The organism is Bosea sp. Tri-49, assembly GCF_003952665.1.
Taxonomy (GTDB): Bacteria; Pseudomonadota; Alphaproteobacteria; order Rhizobiales; family Beijerinckiaceae; genus Allobosea.
In genome coordinates this window covers 207,634-226,234 of sequence record NZ_CP017946.1, presented here as the reverse complement: position 1 = coordinate 226,234, position 18,601 = coordinate 207,634, and the positions used below count along the sequence as shown (strand labels likewise).

The window sequence follows — 18,601 nt, the reverse complement described above, 5'->3', positions numbered from 1 at the left end:
CAGGCTACTCCGCCGCCACCTGCTGCGCCTGCGCCTTCTCCGGCTTCAGGCCGACGAGGTGGCAGATCGCATAGACCAGGTCGGCCTTGTTCATCGTGTAGAAGTGCAGGTCGGAGACGCCGCGGTCGATCAGGTCGAGCACCTGCTCGGCGCAGACGGCGGCAGCGACGAGACGGCGGGTCGCAGCGTCGTCCTCCAACCCCTCGAAGCGGTCGGCCAACCATTGCGGCACGCTCGCCCCGGTCTTGCGGGCGAAATTCGCCGTCTGCTTGAAGTTCTGCACCGGGACGATGCCCGGCAGGATCGGGATCTCGATACCCCTAGCGCGAACCTTGTCGAGATAGCGGAAATAGACGTCGTTATCGAAGAAGAACTGGCTGATCGCTCGGGTCGCACCGGCATCAACCTTCTTCTTCAGGGCATCGATATCAGCATCGAGCGAGGCCGCCTCGGGATGCTTCTCGGGGTAAGCCGAAACCGTGACCTCGAAATCGCCGACCTTGCGGATGCCCGCGACGAGGTCCGAGGTCTGGTGATAGCCCTGCGGATGGGGCTCATAGGTGCTGCCGAGGCCGCCGGCCGGATCGCCGCGCAGCGCCACGATATGACGCACGCCCGCCGCCCAATAGGCGCGGATGACCTCGTCGACCTCGTCCGTGGTCGCAGAGACGCAGGTCAGATGCGCCGCCGGCTTCAGGCCGGTCTCGTCGACCATGCGCTTGACGGTATTGTGCGTGCGCTCGCGGGTCGAGCCACCGGCACCATAGGTCACCGAGACGAAAGCCGGCCCGAGTGGCTCGAGCCGGCGCACGCTCTCCCACAGGCTGACCTCCATCTCCTCGTTCTTCGGCGGGAAGAACTCGAAGGAGACGCGCGGGCGGCGCGAGCCGTGGCGGCTGGGGCGGAACGCGTTCATCACGCAACCTCACGATCGAACTGACGAATCGGAAAATCGCCCTGGAGGCGCCGGTCGCGCCCGCGCCAGAGCATGACGCCAAGCTGGCCGCAAGCCCCGTCCGGAGCAGTGACCTCCTCGGCGAGATCGCATTCGAGGCCCGCTTCCGCGAACCAGGCGGCGATCTCGTCCTTCTCGAAGCCGAGCCGGCGATGGGCGTGCTCGGTGCGCAGGAATTCCATCTCGTGCGGGGCGAAATCGACCAGGATCAGCCGCCCGCCGGGCGAAAGCAGCGCCGCCGCCTCGCGCAGTGCGCGCGCCGGGTCGTCGAGGAAATGCAGGACCTGGTGCACGATCACCAGGTCGAAGGAGCCGCGCGCGAAGGGCAGCGCATAGATGTCGCCCTGCCGGAGCTCGACCCGCGACAGCCCCGCCTTCTCCAGATTGGCCCGCGCCACCGCCAGCATGGCGTGGCTGGCGTCGACGCCGACGGCGCGCGCAGCCTTCGGCGCCAGCCGCTCCAGCATGCGCCCGGTGCCGGTGCCGAGATCGAGCAGCGCCTGCATCGGTGTCTCGCCGACCGCGGCCTCGACAGCCGCTTCGACGGCTGCATCCGGCACATGCAGCGAGCGCAGCTGGTCCCATTCCCGCGCGACATTGGCGAAATAGGATTGCGCCGCGGCGGCTCGGCTCGCACGCACCGCGGTGAGGCGCTCGCGGTCGGCCGCCAGGACAGGGTCGGCGGGATCGAGATCGCGGGCGAGCGTCAGCGCCAAGGCACCGCCCGCCGTCCCGTCGTCGAGCCGGAAGAAGGCGAACGCGCCCTCGCGGGAGCGGCGCAGCAGCCCGGCCTCCGCCATCAGCTTGAGATGGCGCGAGATCCGCGGCTGCGACTGGCCGAGAATGTCGGTGAGATCGGAGACCGAGAGCTCACCTTCCGCCAGCAATGCCAGGATCCGCAGGCGCGTTTCCTCGCCCGCCGCGCGCAGGCAGGCCAGCAAGGTCGGCAGCGAATGATGGGAGGGGCGGGTCACTTGCGAGCGGTCTCGATTTCTCTGTGAAAGATATAAAGATATCTTTATGTCAGAACCGCTCGCATTACAAGCCCTCGCGAACCTCTCCACCCCCTGTGGAAGCGGCCCGCATCGCATCGCGCAGCACCGTGAAAATCCTGGGATCAGCGGCCTGCGCCACGTTGAAACGCATGAAATGCCGCGCCGTCCGCGACAGACTGAAGGCGTTGCCCGGCGCGAGCACGACCCCTTCGCCCAGCGCATGCCGGGCAATCTCGGCGCCGTCGAGCTCGCCCGGCAGGCGGCACCACAGGAACAGTCCACCGCGCGGCGTCAGCCAGGGCTCGATGCCGAGTTCGGCGAGCCGGCCCCGCGTTTCCGCCATGGCTCGACCCAGGCGCTGGCGTAGCGCCTCGACATGCCGGCGATAGCTGCCGTCCTTCAACAGGTCGAGCACCAGCTCGGCCGCGAGCCGCCCACCACCGAAGGAGAGCGCGACCTTGAGATCGATCAGCCCCTCGATCCAGTCTCGCCGCGCCGCGATGTAGCCGCAGCGCACCGAAGCCGACAGCGTCTTCGAGAAGCTGCCGATCTGGATCACCCGCTCCAGTCCGTCGAGCCCGGCAAGCCGCGGCGCCGCTTCCGGTTCGAGATCGCCGAAGATGTCATCCTCAACGATTGTCAGCCCGGCCTCCTCGGCGAGCTTGAGCAAACGGTGTGCAGTCGCGGCCGACAGCGTCGCGCCGGTCGGGTTATGCAAAGCGCAATTGGTGACGTAAAGCCGTGGCCGGTGCTCGGTCAGCGCCTGCGCGAACAGCGCAAGATCAGGCCCCGACGGCGTATAGGGCACGCTGACGATCTTCGCCCGATGCGCGCGCAACAACGCATTGAAATTGAAGTAGCAGGGATCGTCGACCAGCACGGTATCGCCGGGCTCGAGCAGGAAGCGGCAAACGAGATCGATCGCCTGCGTGCCCGACTCGGTCAGGACGATCTGGTCGGGCAAAGCCTCGACGCCGCGCTCCGCGAGGCGATGGGCGAGCAGATGGCGCAGCGCCGGCAGGCCGAGCGGAGTGCCGTATTCGGCCAATGTCCCGGCCTCGGCCCGGCTGAGCCGGCGCAGCGCCTGGCGGAGCGAGGCTTCCGGCATCCAGTCGGGCGGCAGCCAGCCACAGCCTGGTCGCAGGCTCCCGACACCGGCATCCAGCGACTGCCTGGAGATCCAGAGCGGGTCGACGGCCCGGTCCAGCCTGGGCGCGACATCGGCGAGCGAGAGCGGCGGCAGCCGCCGGACATAGAAGCCCGAGCCTCGCCTTGCATGGATCGCCCCTTCTGCCGCTAGCCGCTCATAGGCCTCGACCACGGTCGACTTCGAGACGCCCATGCTCTCGGCCAGCCCGCGGATCGAGGGCAGCTTCGCCCCCGGCGCCAGGGTTCGCCCGGCGATCCGTTGCCGGATCGTCGCCATGACGCGCCCGACGAGCGTGTCGCCGGCGGCCGCAGAATCGACGGAATCCTTAATCTGTCCTGCCTTCAGCATCAGCACAGTTTGCTCGAACTGTACCGGACTGTCTCTGGAAATCTGCAGGCCCTCACCGCATGCAGGCCAGCCTCAGGAGGTATCATGGACCGGACTGCGAACGGCTTGCTCAACGGCTTCATCGGTGTCGTCATCTTTAGCGGCTCGCTGCCGGCGACCCGCGTCGCCGTCGCCGATTTCGATCCGCTCTTCCTCACCGTCGCGCGCGCCGCCATCGCCGGCCTGCTCGGGCTGGCCCTCCTGCTGGCACTGCGCCAGAAGCGGCCTGCCCCTGCCGACCTCGTGCCGCTCGCCGTGGTCGCACTCTGCGTCGTCGTCGGCTTTCCGTTGCTGACCGCGCTGGCTTTGAAGCACGTCACCTCCGCTCATTCGATCGTCTTCATCGGTCTCCTGCCGCTCGCAACCGCGATCTTCGGCGTGCTGCGCGGCGGCGAGCGCCCGCGCCCGGCCTTCTGGCTCTTCGCCATCCTCGGCAGCCTCTGCGTCGTCGGCTTCGCCTGGACGCAAGGGATAGCTGCCTCCCCGATCGGCGACCTCCTGATGCTCGCCGCGGTCATCATCTGCGGTCTCGGCTATGCCGAGGGCGGCAGGCTCTCGCGCCATCTCGGTGGCTGGCAGGTGATCTCCTGGGCGCTCGTCATCTCGCTGCCGATCATGGCCGGCCTGACGCTGATGACGTTGCCGGTCTCTTTCGCCCAAGCCGGCGGCGGCGCCTGGCTGGGCCTGGCCTATGTCTCGTTGTTCAGCATGCTGATCGGCTTCGTCTTCTGGTATCGCGGCCTCGCCCAGGGCGGCATCGCCGCGGTCGGGCAGCTGCAATTGCTGCAGCCCTTCTTCGGCCTGGCGCTGGCTGGCCTGCTGCTCGGCGAGACGGTCGGCTGGCAGATGGTCGCGACCTCGGCCGCCGTCGTCCTCTGCGTGGCTGGTGCCCGGCGCTACGCGCGCTAGAGCGGAACACCGAACAAGTCGAAATCGAGGGCGGCAGCGCGCTCCGTCAAGAACGCGTGGCCGCCGTGCCGGTCGGGACCGGTTGTCAATGTGGCGACGAGCCTGCCGGCTTTGGGCGCAGTCTTCACTGCCGCAGGCGCAGCCTTCGTCACCTCTATCATGCCCGCAGCTGCGTCAGAGCAGCTTCAGGTCACCAGCAGCGGTCTTGCCGCGCTCGGTCTTCAGGTCGAAGGAGAGCTTCTGTCCCTCGGTCAGGGACATCAGGCCCGCTTCCTTGACGGCCGTGATGTGCACAAACACATCCTTGCCGCCATCAGCAGGTTGAATGAAGCCGTAGCCCTTCTCGGTATTGAACCATTTGACGGTTCCGGTCGCCATCGCCGCATCCCTTGGAGCATCCGTGGTCGCAACGGAGCCCCTCGGCATCGACGTCGAAAAGGCCCCGCGCAGCAAGGATTGACCGAAAACGCAAGCTTGTCGAGATGAAAGCGACGGCAGCTTCCGTTACGTCTGCTAGAGCCGGAACCAATCGGTTCGAAACAAGCTTTTCAATAAAGCCATCTCTCATTTCATGATCGAGACAGTTTTACCGATCGGCTTGCAGTGTAGAGGGATCGCCACCGGCGCTAGGGTCGAGTAAGCTCGAACTCCGTCTTCGCTGCAGCCAGCGAGGAACCACCGAGATAAACCTCGATCGTGCCGGGATCGAGCTGATAGCGGCCGGCATCATCATGGGCGCCGAGTGCTCTGCCCTCCAATCGGAACTTGACCGTCTTGGTCTCGCCGGCCTTGAGCACGACCTTGTCGAAGCCCTTGAGCAGGCGCAGCGGGCGGGAGCGCTCCGCCACCGGTTGGCGGATATAAAGTTGTACGACTTCCTGGCCGTCGCGATCGCCCTGATTGGTCACGTCGACAGCGACCTCGGTCGCGCCGTTGAACGGCACCCGGCCGTTCGTCACCCGCGGATTGGCATAGGCGAAGCGGCTATAGGACAGGCCGAAACCGAACGGGTAGAGCGCCTCATTGGCCTCGTCCATGTAGATCGACTCGTAGCGCTGGCGGATCTTCTGCGGCCGCCCGGTCGGCAACTGGTCGTAATAGACCGGGATCTGCCCGACCGAGCGCGGGAAGCTCATCGGCGTGCGTCCCGCCGGATTGACCTTGCCCGCCAGCACCTCGGCGATCGCGGCGCGCCCCTCGGTACCACCATGGAAGGTCTGCACGATCGCGGCGACGTGCTTGTCGGCCCAGGTGAGGACCAGCGGCCGCGCCGTCGCCAGCACCATCACGACCGGCTTGCCGGTGGCGACCAGCGCCTCGAGCAGCTCCTGCTGCACGCCAGGCAGGCCGAGATCGGTGCGCGAGGCGCCCTCGCCCATGAACTCGCAGTCCTCGCCGAGCATAGCGACGATCAGGTCGGAGGCAGCAGCCGCCTTCAGTGCGGCGTCCTTGTCCTTGAACTCGGTGCCGCAATTCTTGGCGAAGGCGGGCTCGTAAGCGACCGTGACATCGGAGGGCAGCTGCTCGCGCAGCGCCTCGGGCAGCGGCTGGACGACGCGGCGTCCCAAACCGGCCGGATCGGTCCAGACCCGCTCATCCTCCGGCACCGCCATGGCGCCGATCACCGCGACCGATTTGACCGAAGGCGCGATCGGCAGCGTCCGCTTGTCGTTCCGGAGCAGGATCACGCCCTCGCGCGCCGCCTGCCGCGCGACTTTGCGCGCCTCTTCGGTCTGCATCAGGGAAGGCGCCGCGGCGACATCGACATCCGGCTGTTCGAACAGGCCGAGATGATACTTGACCCGCAGCACGCGCCGGACGGCTTCGTCGAGCGCCTTCACCGGCACGCGGCCGGCCTTCACCTCATTGGCGAGGTGCTTGTGGTAGACATCGCCCATCATGTCCATGTCGATGCCGGCGAGCAGCGCCTTGCGCGCGGCTTCGGCATCGTCCTTGGCGATGCCGTGCAGGCGCAGTTCGGTGATCGAGCCGAAATCCGAGGTGACGAAGCCGCGGAAACCCCATTGCCCGCGCAGCAGGTCGGTCAGCATGCCGCGATGGGCGGTGGCCGGCATGCCGTTCAGCGCGTTGAACGCCGCCATCGCCGTCATCGCGCCCGTATCGAAGGCGGCCTTGAACGGCGGCAGGAAGAGATCGTGCAGCTGGCTCGTCGGGATCCAGGTCGAGTTGTAGTCGCGCCCGCCCTCGGCCGCGCCATAGCCGACGAAGTGCTTCACGCTCGCCGCCACGCCGCCGCGCTGGTAGCCGCGGGTGCGCGCCACCGCGATGACGCTGGCGAGATAGGCGTCCTCGCCCGCGCCCTCCAGCACCCGGCCCCAGCGCGGATCGCGCGAGATGTCGACCATCGGCGCGAAGGTCCAGTTGACGCCGGCGGCGCGCGCCTCGCGCCCGGTCCAATAGGCCGCCTGCTCGATCAGCTGCGGATTCCAGCTCGAAGCCTGGCCGAGCGGCAGCGGGAAATAGGTCGAGAAGCCGTGGACGGCGTCGAGGCCGATGATCAGCGGGATCTTGAGGCGCGACTGTCTGACAGCCTCCTGGACCTGCCGGACCTCCTGCGGCACGACGAAGTTCATCACCGCGCCCATGCGGCCGGCCTTGACCTGGTTGACGTCGAAGCCCTCGCCGCGTCCGGAGAGGTGGAGCTGGCCGACCTTCTCCTCCAGCGTCATCCTGCCGATGAGGGCATTGATCTTGCCCTCGATCTCGGCGGCCTCACGGCCTTGCTTCCAGCCGACGCCCTGCTGCTGCGCATGGGCGAAGGTCGCAAGGCCGCAGAACAGGAATGCAGCGACGAGCCGCAGAAGCATGAGAGATGTCTCGCTGAACGGACGGAAGGGATAAGCGGCCCTACAGGATCGGGCCGCCGGGCTCAACCGCCCCCATCGCCGCAACGCGATGAACACGAGCTGAAGCGTGGCCGATATGCCAGGGCGCGCGGCCTCCCCGGTTGCCTCCCGTCCCGTTCCATGCGACCGGGGACGCGGAGAAAATGCGGGATTTGGCGACCATGGCCCAGCCTTTGACCATCGAAGATCTGCGTCTGCTGGCGAAGCGCCGCGTCCCGCGCATGTTCTACGACTACGCCGATTCCGGCGCCTGGACCGAGAGCACCTACCGCGCCAACGAGAGCGACTTCGCCGGGATCAAGCTGCGCCAGCGCGTCGCCGTCGACATGACCAACCGCACACTGGCGACAACCATGATCGGCCAGGACGTCTCGATGCCGGTCGCGATTGCGCCGACCGGACTCACCGGCATGCAGCACGCAGATGGCGAGATCCTCGCCGCCAAGGCCGCCGCCAAGGCCGGCATTCCCTTCACGCTCTCGACGATGAGCATCTGCTCGATCGAGGACATCGCCGAGAACACCGACAAGCCGTTCTGGTTCCAGCTCTATGTGATGCGCGACCGCGACTTCATCGAGCGCCTGATCGACCGCGCCAAGGCGGCCGGCTGCTCGGCCCTGATGTTGACGCTCGACCTGCAAATCCTCGGCCAGCGCCACAAGGACATCCGCAACGGCCTCTCCGCGCCGCCGAAGCCGACGCTCGCCAACCTGATCGACCTCGCCTTCAAGCCGCGCTGGTGCATGGGCATGCTCGGCACCAAGCGCCGGAGCTTCGGCAACATCGTCGGCCATGCCAAGGGCGTCGGCGACCTCTCCTCGCTCTCCTCCTGGACCGCCGAGCAGTTCGACCCGACGCTAAGCTGGGACGACGTCAAATGGATCAAGGACCGCTGGGGCGGCAAGCTGATCCTGAAGGGCATCCTCGATGCCGAGGACGCCGAGCTCGCGGCCCAGAGCGGCGCCGACGCGCTGATCGTCTCCAACCATGGCGGCCGCCAGCTCGATGGCGCCGTCTCCGCGATCGCGGCCCTGCCCGGTATCGTCGAGCAGGTCGGCGGGCGCATGGAAGTCTGGATGGATGGCGGCATCCGCTCCGGCCAGGACGTGCTGAAGGCGGTGGCGCTCGGCGCCCGCGGCGTGCTGATCGGCCGCGCCTTCCTCTATGGGCTCGGCGCCATGGGCGAAGAGGGCGTCAAGCTCGCCCTCGACATCATCCGCAAGGAGATGGACATCACCATGGCCCTCTGCGGCAAGCGTGACATCCACGATGTCGACGCCAACATCCTCGTGAAGGGCAAAGCCTGAGGCTGCTCGCGCTCAGGCCTCCTCTTCCAAGCCCAGAACGGCGAAGCTGGCGAGCCAGTGCTCGCCCATATAGTCGCCGGCGATATGCGGAAGTCCCGCAGCGAGATGCTCTGCTGCAGCCGTCTTCGCGACCGCCCGGCGGGCATCGCCTTCCGGCAGCGCGCCGGCCAGCGCCCGCCAGCACCAGGCGCGGCTGAGGTTCAGCCCGTCGAGATGCGCGATCTTGCCGTCGCTGCGATCCGAAACGGTCGCGGGCCGGAACAGCGCCGCCGGTTCCTGGCGCTCCAGCCTCGGCAGGAAACGGTCGAACCAGGGCAGGAATGCCTCCGGCGCCAGCAGGCGGCGCATGCATTCGGCCTCGATCAGGGCCGAGGATTGGAAATCGTCGCCGCTCGGCTCGCCCCAGGCCGGGCAATCGATATCGTCGCCATACCAGCGCAAGGCCGTATCGCCCAGCAGTGTTGCGAACTCGCCATCCGCCGTCGCGGTTGCGTAATCCGCCGCCATGCGCAGGCCGAAGGCGGTGTTGAAATGCGTCCCGACCCGCACCGGATAGGTCGCGAGCGGCAGGAAGTCGCGGAAGCGCTGCGCGAAGACCTCGGCCAGCGGCGCGCAGTTCTCAGACCAGCGCTTGTCGTCGAGCAGGCTCAATTCCGCTGCCAGCTTCAGCAGCCAGCCCCAGCCATAGGGGCGTTTGAAGCCGCGCGCGGTCGGAGCGGCGAGATAGGCGCATTCGACCGCGACCTTCTCCGGCGTCAGCTGCGCGTCGAACAAAGCGCGGATATCGGCGGCCGCCTCGAAGCCGGGGTATCGCCGCAGCAGCCGCGTCAGCATCCAGTAGCTGTGGACGCAGGAATGCCAGTCATAGCTGCCATAGAAGATCGGATGCAGCTCGCGCGGGGTCAGCGCATCCTCCGGCCCAGCCAGCGTATGATCCGGCTTGTTGGGATATTCGCGCCCGACATGCCCGAGCGCGATGCGGGCGAAACGGAGCGCGAGCTCTTCCGTCAAACGGGCAGCGGTCATGATGGCTTCCTTGCTCTGGCGTAGCTGATGATCATGTCGATCAGGCGTGGGGTGAGATAGATCGGCAACTGCGTCGCCGCAAAGAACAGCGCCATGCGCGGCGAGGCCGCGGCGCCGAGCGCCGACCAGACCAGCCCGACATTGCGGTTGCCGAGGATGAGGCCGACGGTCAATCGCTCGGCGAGCGCGCCGGGTAGCAAGGCAGCCCCCGCTCCCTGCAGACCAAGATTGCAGGCGAAGGCGAGCACGAGGCAGAGCAGCGCACTTTGCCAATCCGCTTCGATCTGCGCGCGCACGCCCGCCATGGTGGCGACGACGAAGACGAGCAGCGCCGCGACCACGGTCCTGTCGATCGCTTCGCCGTGGCTGTGCAGTTGCGATCCGGCAAAGCGCCGCAGCAGCAGGGCGACGCCCTCCGCGCCGCCGACCAGCAAGGCCAGGCGCAAGGCGAGGTCGAGGGCGCTGAGCCCGATCCCGCCGAACCAGCCGGCGAGCAGCGGCACGGTGAGTGGGGCGAGCGCCATGCACAGCAGCGTCACCGCAAGCGGCACCGTGCCGTCGAGCCCAAGCATCCGCGCCACCGCCGCCGTGCCGCTCGATGGCGGCGCCGCGGTGGCCAGCACGAGGGCGAGCGCAAGCTCGGCGCCGAGGCCGAGACGGTGTGCGACAAGGCCGATCAGGACCGGGCACGCGACCATGACTGTGACGGGAAGCAGAACCGAAAGCGCAGGCCGGCCGAGCACGGCGATGACGGCCTGGCCATCGGTCCGCAGCAGCGTGCCGAGCACGATGAGGAAGATCATCACCGGCATCGACGGCCGGACCAGCTCCGCCAGCGCCGGAAAGGCCAGGCCGACCAGAACGCCGAGCGCCAGGATCGTCGGGCCGCGCGGCACAAGGCGCGACAGGGATGCTCGCATGCGCCTCGTCCGGTCGTTTCAAGCCCGCCCCTTTCACCAGCTCGCACAACATTGTGGAAATCGATTTTTACTATCTGTACTATTGCTCAGATGAATTTAGCTGCCATCGATCTCAATCTCCTCGTCGCCTTCGAGGCGCTGCTGGAGGAGCGCAACGTCACCCGCGCCGGCCAGCGCATCGGCCTGGCGCAGCCCTCGATGAGCAGCGCCCTGACGCGCCTGCGCGCCTTGTTCGGCGACGAGCTCTTCATCCGCACCGCCGCGGGCATGCAGCCGACCGCCAGGGCGCTGGCACTGGCCCGGCCGATCGGCGAGGCGCTCGCCCGGATCAGAGAGACGCTCGCGCCGGACATCGCCTTCAATCCCGCGACCGCACGCCGCCGCCTGACCATCGCCGTCACCGACTATGGCGACCTCGTCGTCGTGCCGGCGCTGGTCGCCCTGTTGCGACAGGAGGCACCCGGCATCGATCTCATCGTCCGGCCGATCGCCGATGCCGCCGCGAGTCTGGCCGCCCTCGAACGCGGCGATGTCGACGCGCTCATCGGCGGCCATCTGCCGGACTCAGGCCGCATCGTCAGGCACAGGCTGTTCGAGGAGGATTTCGTCTGCATCCGCGACAAGACGCACGCCGTGCCGCTCACGGCCGACGAGTACCTCAGGCTACCGCACGCGCTGTTCTCCGCCGCCGGCGGCGACGGATCGCCCGGCGTGGTCGACGCCGTCCTCGCCATGGAGGGCCGCAGGCGCCGGATCGCAGTCACACTCGCCCATGTCGTCGCCGTACCCTTCACTGTTGCCGGCACCGATCTCGTCGCGACCATGGCAAGGCGTGTCGCCGCGCGCTTCGCCACGATCGCCGGCGTCACGCTCATTCCCCTGCCCTATGACGCCTCGCCCTTCGCGATCGACCTGCTGCATAGCCGCCGCGCCACAAGCGACCCGGCCCTGTCCTGGTTCCTGGCGACGGTCGAGCGGGTCGGGCGCGCGCTTTAAGGAAACAAGCGCTGGCAGTCTTGACACTCGCATTCATCGCATCCAGATGAATGAGCAATCACTCACTCATTTTGATTGAAGCGACCCGTGGCCCGTCCCCTCAGCGAAGCGAAGCGTGAAGCGATCCTGGCCGCTGCCTGCAAGCTGGTGGCGGAGCATGGCACCGGCGCGCCAACCGCCAAGATCGCCAGGGAGGCCGGGCTCGCCGAGGGCACGCTCTTCACCTATTTCGCCAACAAGGACGAGTTGCTCAACCAGCTCTATCTCGAGCTGAAGACCGACTTCGCCAAGCTCACCGTGCCCTCCTATCCGCGCGATGGCAGCGTCCGCGACCGCTTCGAGCATTTCTGGAACGGCTTCATCGACTGGGGCGCGAAATATCCCGCCAAGCGCAAGGCGCTGCGCCAGCTCGCCGTCTCCGACCGGATCACCCAGGAGACCCGCAGCAAGTCAGCCGTCGCCTTCGCCGAGATCAGCGCCCTGTTCGAGCAGGGTCACCGGGATCGCGTGTTGAAGGACCAGCCGCAGAGCTTCATCGGCACCGTCCTCGACGCTTTGGGCACGATGACGCTCGACCTGATCGCGCAGGAGCCGAACCGGCACGAGCACTACAGGAAGACCGGCTTCGCGGTCTTCTGGGACGGCATTTCCGCCTGACACCCGCTGAGGAAGGACCGCTTGGGCCCTTTTTAATTGATTTAAATGAGCAAGCACTCACTCACAATATCGAGAGGACATCTCATGACCAAGACCTGGCTGATCTCCGGCGCCGCCCGCGGCCTTGGCCGCTCGATCGCCGAAGCGGCCCTCGCCGCGGGCGACAACGTCGTCGCGACCGCGCGCGAACCCGGCCGCCTTGCCGATCTCGAGGCCCGCTACCCCGACACGCTGCTTTCCTTCGCGCTCGACGTCACCGACATGGCGGCCGCGAACGTGGCCGTGACCGTCACGATCGACACCTTCGGCCGGCTCGACGTGCTCGTGAACAATGCCGGCTACGGCCACGCCGTCGCCTTCGAGCAGACCAGCGACGACAGCTTCCGCGCCCAGATCGAGACCAATTTCTATGGCGTCGTGAACCTCACCCGCGCGGCGCTGCCGGTGCTGCGGGCCCAGCTCGCCGGCCATATCATCAACATCTCCTCGGTCGGCGGACGCACCGGCACGCCCGGCCTCAGCGCCTACCAGTCGGCGAAATGGGCGGTCGGCGGCTTCACCGAGGTGATCGCCAAGGAGGTCGCACCGTTCGGCGTCAAGATCGTCTCGGTCGAGCCCGGCGGCATGCGCACCGGCTGGGGCGAGATCGCCCGCGGCAATGCGCCGACCGTGATGCCGGACTACCAGCCCAGCGTCGGCGCCGTGCTCGACCTGCTGAAAGCCTATGTCGGCAACGAGATCGGCGATCCCGAGCGGATCGCCGGGATCATCCTCGATCTCAGCCGGCGCGAGACCCTGCCGGCCCATCTCGTCCTCGGCAGCGACGCCCTCTTCGTCCTCGCCCAGGCCGAGGCACAGCGGCAGAAAGAGGCGGCAGAATGGGCGGACGTCAGCCGCTCCTCGGATTTCGTCGGGACCGATCTCGTGGCCCTGCAAAAGCTGCTTGGCGTGGAGGCACGCGCGTAGATCGGGAGAGAGCGTTAAGGCCCTTCAAAAGAAAAAGCCCGCGCCCGGTCTCCGGAGCGCGGGCTTTTCGATTCCGCTGGCAGTGGCTCACCTCATCACGAGCGCGACAATAGGCTAGCAAAGCAGAACTCGGGGAGCGCAAGAAAGGCGTGTGAAACACCCTCACTTAGCTCGGGCGGTAAAAAATCGAACTAAACCTAACTCGAGGTGATTGACGCGCATCTCGAGTTAGACCCATAATGAAAAAACCCGCCGCCTCTTTCGAAGCGACGGGCACCGCGAGACGAGCTCACGTTTGGTGACGCAATTAGTGTGCTCCGTCTCGCGGCGAAATTCAACCGCCAACAGAAAGCACGCGATATGCAGATTAACCTCCCCGATCCGCCCCTCGCCGACGGGTTTCCCGTTTTTGGTTCCAGTGTGGATGATCATGAATTCCAAGGCGTCCTGAACCACGGTCTCTTCAAGGCCATGGTCCCCGACCCGCGTCGGCTTGAGGGCACGCTCGCTAAGTACAATACTGACCTGGCTCCGGTGGCCGATCTTCGCGCTCGCGTACAGCGCCTTATTACCGGCGCGAAGAGGCGCAACGTAGAGCCCTACGCGAAGTACATCATCCGCAAGACGAAGACTGGTGAGGGCTTCACGCCGCAGATCGTCCTATGGTCGCCGCGCAAGCTTCGCGTCGAGGTGGATTCGCAGACCGGTCTGGCCTGGGCCATCGTTCCGCACGACTTGAAGCTCGTCGCTCTTGATGGCGACACACAAACCACGGCTCGCAATCTTGCCGAAGGGCTAGCGCCTGGGCTCCTCGACAAGACGAAGGTTAAAGTGGCTATCATTCACGGCATCCCTGAGGATGACGCCGCTCAGGTCTTCTCCGACTGCAACTCAGAGGGAGTTAAGGTCACGACGTCAATGGCGATCGGGCTCGACAACCGAGACGACGCCACCCGACTCGCCAAAAGTATCGAGAAGTCGGTCCCAGCCCTGTCGGGGTTGGTCAACCGACAGAAGCGCCAGCTCAGCAAATCAGACAAGGAAGTCGTCACGATCTCGGCGCTCCGCACCTCGGTAGTTTGCTTTAATCAAGGCATCGGTGGCGTGCAGAATCAGACTAAGTCGGTGGAGATCAGCGAAGAAGATTTTATCGAGCAAGAATTTGCAGCGAAGGCCTGGTACACGGCCGCCACTGACGCCCTGAACGGAGCGCTCGCAGCACATGAGCGGGAGTACACGTTCGCCTCGGCTCCAGCCGTGTGGGCGGCAATCGGCGCGATCGGCCGCGATGTATGGCAGGAAGTGGCCGGCGAAGACTTTCACAATCAACTGACACCCGCGGCGCTTGAGCACGCTTTCCATATTGCTGCTCAAAAGCACCTTGGCTCCGTAGATTGGAGCCGCGGCAACCATTGGGCGGCGGTGGGTGCCAAGAAGAGTCTGACTGGTGCTGTGACGCTCGGCGGGCCGAAGGAGAGCGGCTCACTTGTCTACAAAGCAATCAAAGACGGTGTGCTTCAAAAGCCCACCACCGAACGGGTGCTCGCGTGAGGAGGGCTGTCCATATGAACCGGCGCCGCGCTAAGCCCAGCGGCATCCACCTCACCGAAACTGATGCAGCACAGGTGAAGGGCATGCTCGTTCGGGGCGATCGGCAGCATGACATCGCGTCATGGTTTGGCGTCAATGGCGGTCGCATCGCAGAAATTGCCGCAGGCATTACCTATGGGTGGGTGGCTTCGGCTGCGCCTGATGAGCTGCCTGCTCCCGGGCCCTATCTGAGCGGAAAGGCGGCCAACGCCGCCATGACCGCACTTGCCGAGGCGAGGGCTGCGCTTGCCGCCGCAGAGCGGCAAATCCGCACAAGGACCGGCTGAGCGCCGGGTAGCTCGAATCTGAAACAACTTCTCAAAGAACAGAAAAGCCCGCGCCCCGTTTCCGGAGCGCGGGCCTTTTTGAATCCTGCACCAACCGCTTAGCGCGTGAACTTCTTGTACTGGATGCGCTTCGGGATGGTGGAGTCGATCCCGAGCCGGCGCTGCTTGTCTTCCTCGTAATCCTGGAAGTTGCCCTCGAACCACTCGACATGGCTGTCGCCCTCGAAGGCGAGGATGTGGGTCGCGATGCGGTCGAGGAACCAGCGATCGTGGCTGATGATCACGGCACAGCCGGCATAATCCTCCAGCGCCTCTTCGAGCGCCCGCAGCGTGTCGACGTCGAGGTCGTTGGTCGGCTCGTCGAGCAGGAGGACGTTGGCGCCGGACTTCAGCATCTTGGCGAGGTGGACGCGATTGCGCTCACCGCCCGAGAGCGAGCCCACCTTCTTCTGCTGGTCGCCGCCCTTGAAGTTGAAGGCCGAGCAATAAGCCCTTGAATTGATTTCTTTCTTGCCGAGATAGATGATGTCGTTGCCGCCCGAGATCTCCTCCCAGACATTCTTCTTGTCGTCGAGCGAGTCACGGCTCTGGTCGACATAGCCGAGCTGGACGCTCTCGCCGATCTTGATCGTGCCGGCATCGGGCTTCTCGACCCCGGTGATCATCTTGAACAGCGTCGTCTTGCCGGCGCCGTTGGGACCGATCACGCCGACGATGCCGCCCGGCGGCAGCTTGAAGGAGAGTCCGTCGATCAGCAGCTTGTCCTGGAAGCCCTTGGACAGGTCCTCGAAATCGACGACGTTGTTGCCGAGCCGCTCGGCGATCGGGATGATGATCTGCGCGGTGTCCGGGCCCTTGTTCGAGGCCTTCTGCACCAGCTCGTCATAGCGCTGGATGCGGGCCTTGCTCTTGGCCTGGCGCGCCTTCGGCGAGGCCGAAATCCACTCCTGCTCGCGCTCCAGGGTCTTCTGGCGCGAGACGTCCTCGCGGCCTTCCTGGGCGAGGCGCTTCTGCTTCTGCACCGACCAGGCCGAGTAGTTGCCCTCATAGGGGATGCCCTGGCCGCGATCGAGCTCGAGGATCCAGCTGGTGACGTTGTCGAGGAAGTAGCGATCGTGGGTGACGATCAGGATCGCGCCCGGATACGTCCTGAGGTGCCCTTCGAGCCAGGCGGTGGTCTCGGCGTCGAGATGGTTGGTCGGCTCGTCGAGCAGCAAGAGCTCGGGCTGCTCCAGCAGAAGCTTGCACAGTGCGACGCGGCGGCGCTCGCCGCCCGAGAGCTTGCCGACTTCCCAGTCGTCCGGCGGGCAGCGCAGCGCGTCCATCGCCTGGTCGACCTTGGAATCGAGATCCCACAGGCCCTTGGCCTCGATCTCGTCCTGGAGATTGGTCATCTCGTCGGCAGTCTCGTCCGAGTAGTTCATGGCGAGCTCGTTGTAGCGGTCGAGGATCGCCTTCTGCGGGCCGACGCCGAGCATGATGTTGTCGCGGACGTTCAGGGTCTCGTCGAGTTTGGGCTCCTGCGGCAGATAGCCGACGCGCGCGCCCTCGGCGACCCAGGCCTCGCCGGTCCACTCCTTGTCGAAGCCGGCCATGATCTTGAGCAGGGTCGACTTGCCGGCGCCGTTGACGCCGAGCACGCCGATCTTGGCGTCCGGATAGAAGGAAAGATGGATGTCCTTCAGGACCTGCTTGCCGCCCGGATAGGTCTTCGACAGGCCGCGCATATGATAGATGAACTGACGAGACATGGGGCGTGCGGGCTCCGCTTGCGACTGGCGTTCGGGCTTTGGGGAAATCTGGCGCGTATGTAGCGAGGCGGATGCCGAGCCGCAACCTTCAGAACTCTCCGGCGCTCACAACTCCGCCAGCCCTGCATATCCGGTCTTTCACGGGCAGGCTTTTTGCCTCAGCCTGCGGCAGACGAATGGGCGGAGTGGAACGATGCGCTTTCTGTCCCGAGCCGCGATGGGGCTGGCACTGCTGCTGGCGCCCGCATTCGCGCCATCAGCCCTCGCCCAGGCGAACGAGCCCGGCTGCCGGCCGGAAATGGCGAGCTATCGCCTGCCGATCCAGCGCGTGAACCTCGCCAAGGACGAGGTGAAGCTCACCTTCATCGGCCACGCCACCTTCCTGATCGAGACGCCGGGCGGGGTGAAGATCGCGACCGACTACAACGACTATGTCCGCCCGCCGGTGACGCCCGACATCGCCACGATGAACAAGGCGCATTCGACGCATTACTCGCGCGCGCCCGATCCGGCGATCAAGCAGGTGCTGCCGGGCTGGGACCCGTCCGGCAAGGGCCCCGCGGCGCACGACGTCACGCTTGGCGACATCCGTGTCCGCAATGTCCCGACCAATATCCGCACCTATTCCGGCGGCACCGATTTCGACGGAAATTCGATGTTCGTCTTCGAGATCGGCGAGCTCTGCATCGCCCATCTCGGCCATCTCCACCACCCGCTCGAGCCCGGCCACTTACGCGCGCTCGGGCGGGTCGACATCGTGCTCTTCCCGGTCGACGGCAGCTACACGCTCGACCAGGAAGGCATGCTGGAGGTGCTGAAGTCGCTGCAGGCCCGGGTGATGATCCCCATGCACTTCTTCGGCGGCGGCACGCTCAACCGCTTCCTCGGCCGCTCGCAGGATCTTTGGCCGGTCGAGCGGCGCGACCGGCCGGAGATTGTGCTGTCGAAGGCGGCGCTGCCGGCGAAGCCAACGATCATCGTGCTGCCCGGGCATTGAGCGCCACAGCGCTCAGGTGTTCACCCCGCCATCGATGGCTATCCCCGCGCCGGTGATGAAGCGCCCTTCCTCACTCGCCAGATAGGCGACGAGGCCGGCGATGTCCTCGGCCTTGCCATAGCGCGGGATCGCCATGCGCTGGCGCTGCGCCTCGGCATGCTCGCTATCGGCCGGATTCATGTCGGTGTCGGTCGAGCCGGGATGGACGACGTTGACGGTGATGCCGCGCGGGCCGAGATCGCGGGCAAGGCCCTTGGTGAAGCCGATCAGCGCCGCCTTGCTCATCGCATAGAGCGCGATGCCCGGCTCCATCACGCGCTCGGCCAGGCATGAGCCGGTGGTGATGATCCGCCCGCCATCGGGCAGGTGCTTCGCGGCTGCCTGCGAGGCGACGATCACTGCCCGGACATTGACCGCGATGATCGCGTCGATCTCCTTGAGATCCCAGCTGCCGACCTCGCCATAGTGCCAGATGCCGGCATTGTTGACGAGGATGTCGAGCCCGCCGAGCTCGGCTGCCGCCTTGTCGACGGCCGCCGTCAGCGCCACCGGGTCGGCACTGTCGGCCTGCAGCACCACGGCCTTGCGGCCGAGCGCCCGTATCTGCACGGCCACGGCCTCCGCCTTGTCACGAGCGCGCTCATAGGTCAGCGCCACATCCGCCCCATCCTGCGCCAGCCTGAGAGCCGTCGCCGCGCCAATGCCGCGGCTGCCGCCGGTCACCAGGGCTGTCTTGCCCGCCAATTTCGTCATGGGTCACCCATATTTGTAATGATCGATACAGAGATAGATGACCCGCTTGCCTCGCTGCGTCAAGTAATTTATTTATCGCTCGATACAG

The 18,601-nt window shown here is 66.2% G+C and carries 17 protein-coding genes; 8 read left to right on the top strand and 9 right to left on the bottom strand.

Annotated elements, in window-relative coordinates:
• Window positions 1-4: 4 nt before the first annotated feature.
• The 3 genes from metF to BLM15_RS01145 form a co-directional block, all read right to left on the bottom strand.
• Window positions 5-916: a methylenetetrahydrofolate reductase [NAD(P)H] gene (gene metF, locus BLM15_RS01155; RefSeq protein ID WP_126109588.1), complete on the bottom strand. Its 912-nt coding sequence runs from the start codon at window positions 914-916 to the stop codon at window positions 5-7.
• The gene (locus BLM15_RS01150; protein ID WP_236846478.1) at window positions 916-1,929 is read right to left on the bottom strand and encodes an ArsR/SmtB family transcription factor; all 1,014 of its coding nucleotides are present in this window, start codon (window positions 1,927-1,929) and stop codon (window positions 916-918) included. The genes metF and BLM15_RS01150 overlap by 1 nt, the downstream gene beginning before the upstream one ends.
• Before the next feature lie 64 nt (window positions 1,930-1,993).
• On the bottom strand, window positions 1,994-3,448 hold the full coding sequence (locus tag BLM15_RS01145; RefSeq protein WP_126109584.1) for an aminotransferase-like domain-containing protein: 1,455 nt from the start codon (window positions 3,446-3,448) through the stop codon (window positions 1,994-1,996).
• Between the two features lie 84 nt (window positions 3,449-3,532).
• Here BLM15_RS01145 and BLM15_RS01140 point away from each other — a divergent pair, with 84 nt between their 5' ends.
• On the top strand, window positions 3,533-4,396 hold the full coding sequence (locus BLM15_RS01140) for a DMT family transporter (protein WP_126109582.1): 864 nt from the start codon (window positions 3,533-3,535) through the stop codon (window positions 4,394-4,396).
• Between the two features lie 174 nt (window positions 4,397-4,570).
• Here the strand turns inward: BLM15_RS01140 and BLM15_RS01135 are convergent, their stop codons facing one another.
• Both BLM15_RS01135 and BLM15_RS01130 read right to left on the bottom strand, forming a co-directional pair.
• Window positions 4,571-4,774: a cold-shock protein gene (locus tag BLM15_RS01135; RefSeq protein WP_057190882.1), complete on the bottom strand. Its 204-nt coding sequence runs from the start codon at window positions 4,772-4,774 to the stop codon at window positions 4,571-4,573.
• Between the two features lie 248 nt (window positions 4,775-5,022).
• Window positions 5,023-7,224, bottom strand: a complete 2,202-nt coding sequence (locus BLM15_RS01130) for a glycoside hydrolase family 3 N-terminal domain-containing protein (RefSeq protein ID WP_126109580.1) — start codon at window positions 7,222-7,224, stop codon at window positions 5,023-5,025.
• A gap of 200 nt (window positions 7,225-7,424) precedes the next feature.
• Here BLM15_RS01130 and BLM15_RS01125 point away from each other — a divergent pair, with 200 nt between their 5' ends.
• Window positions 7,425-8,570, top strand: a complete 1,146-nt coding sequence (locus BLM15_RS01125) for an alpha-hydroxy acid oxidase (protein ID WP_126109578.1) — start codon at window positions 7,425-7,427, stop codon at window positions 8,568-8,570.
• Between the two features lie 12 nt (window positions 8,571-8,582).
• Here BLM15_RS01125 and BLM15_RS01120 read toward each other — a convergent pair whose 3' ends face one another.
• Both BLM15_RS01120 and BLM15_RS01115 read right to left on the bottom strand, forming a co-directional pair.
• The gene (locus BLM15_RS01120) at window positions 8,583-9,596 is read right to left on the bottom strand and encodes a DUF2891 domain-containing protein (RefSeq protein ID WP_126109576.1); all 1,014 of its coding nucleotides are present in this window, start codon (window positions 9,594-9,596) and stop codon (window positions 8,583-8,585) included.
• Complete coding sequence (locus BLM15_RS01115; RefSeq protein WP_126109574.1) at window positions 9,593-10,516, bottom strand: hypothetical protein; 924 nt, start codon at window positions 10,514-10,516, stop codon at window positions 9,593-9,595. Before BLM15_RS01115 ends, BLM15_RS01120 begins: the two co-directional genes overlap by 4 nt.
• Before the next feature lie 90 nt (window positions 10,517-10,606).
• On the opposite strand from BLM15_RS01115, the gene BLM15_RS01110 reads away from it, so the two are divergent.
• From BLM15_RS01110 to BLM15_RS01090, 5 genes are all read left to right on the top strand, one after another.
• Complete coding sequence (locus tag BLM15_RS01110) at window positions 10,607-11,512, top strand: LysR family transcriptional regulator (RefSeq protein WP_126109572.1); 906 nt, start codon at window positions 10,607-10,609, stop codon at window positions 11,510-11,512.
• Between the two features lie 87 nt (window positions 11,513-11,599).
• Entirely contained in the window at window positions 11,600-12,169 is a 570-nt protein-coding gene (locus BLM15_RS01105; RefSeq protein WP_126109570.1) for a TetR/AcrR family transcriptional regulator, read from the top strand.
• An 84-nt stretch (window positions 12,170-12,253) separates the two neighbouring features.
• Complete coding sequence (locus BLM15_RS01100; RefSeq protein WP_126109568.1) at window positions 12,254-13,135, top strand: SDR family NAD(P)-dependent oxidoreductase; 882 nt, start codon at window positions 12,254-12,256, stop codon at window positions 13,133-13,135.
• A gap of 312 nt (window positions 13,136-13,447) precedes the next feature.
• A complete protein-coding gene (locus BLM15_RS01095) occupies window positions 13,448-14,686 on the top strand; it encodes a DNA sulfur modification protein DndB (protein ID WP_126109566.1) in 1,239 nt (412 codons plus the stop codon).
• A 14-nt stretch (window positions 14,687-14,700) separates the two neighbouring features.
• Complete coding sequence (locus BLM15_RS01090; RefSeq protein WP_126109563.1) at window positions 14,701-15,012, top strand: hypothetical protein; 312 nt, start codon at window positions 14,701-14,703, stop codon at window positions 15,010-15,012.
• A 98-nt stretch (window positions 15,013-15,110) separates the two neighbouring features.
• Here the strand turns inward: BLM15_RS01090 and ettA are convergent, their stop codons facing one another.
• Window positions 15,111-16,763 carry an energy-dependent translational throttle protein EttA gene (gene ettA / locus BLM15_RS01085; RefSeq protein WP_126109561.1) on the bottom strand — a complete coding sequence of 551 codons (1,653 nt, stop codon included), beginning with the start codon at window positions 16,761-16,763 and terminating at the stop codon, window positions 15,111-15,113.
• A 193-nt stretch (window positions 16,764-16,956) separates the two neighbouring features.
• Here ettA and BLM15_RS01080 point away from each other — a divergent pair, with 193 nt between their 5' ends.
• On the top strand, window positions 16,957-17,760 hold the full coding sequence (locus tag BLM15_RS01080) for an MBL fold metallo-hydrolase (RefSeq protein ID WP_126109559.1): 804 nt from the start codon (window positions 16,957-16,959) through the stop codon (window positions 17,758-17,760).
• Window positions 17,761-17,772: 12 nt separating this feature from the next.
• Here the strand turns inward: BLM15_RS01080 and BLM15_RS01075 are convergent, their stop codons facing one another.
• Window positions 17,773-18,513: an SDR family NAD(P)-dependent oxidoreductase gene (locus BLM15_RS01075; protein WP_126109557.1), complete on the bottom strand. Its 741-nt coding sequence runs from the start codon at window positions 18,511-18,513 to the stop codon at window positions 17,773-17,775.
• Between the last annotated feature and the right edge of the window lie 88 nt (window positions 18,514-18,601).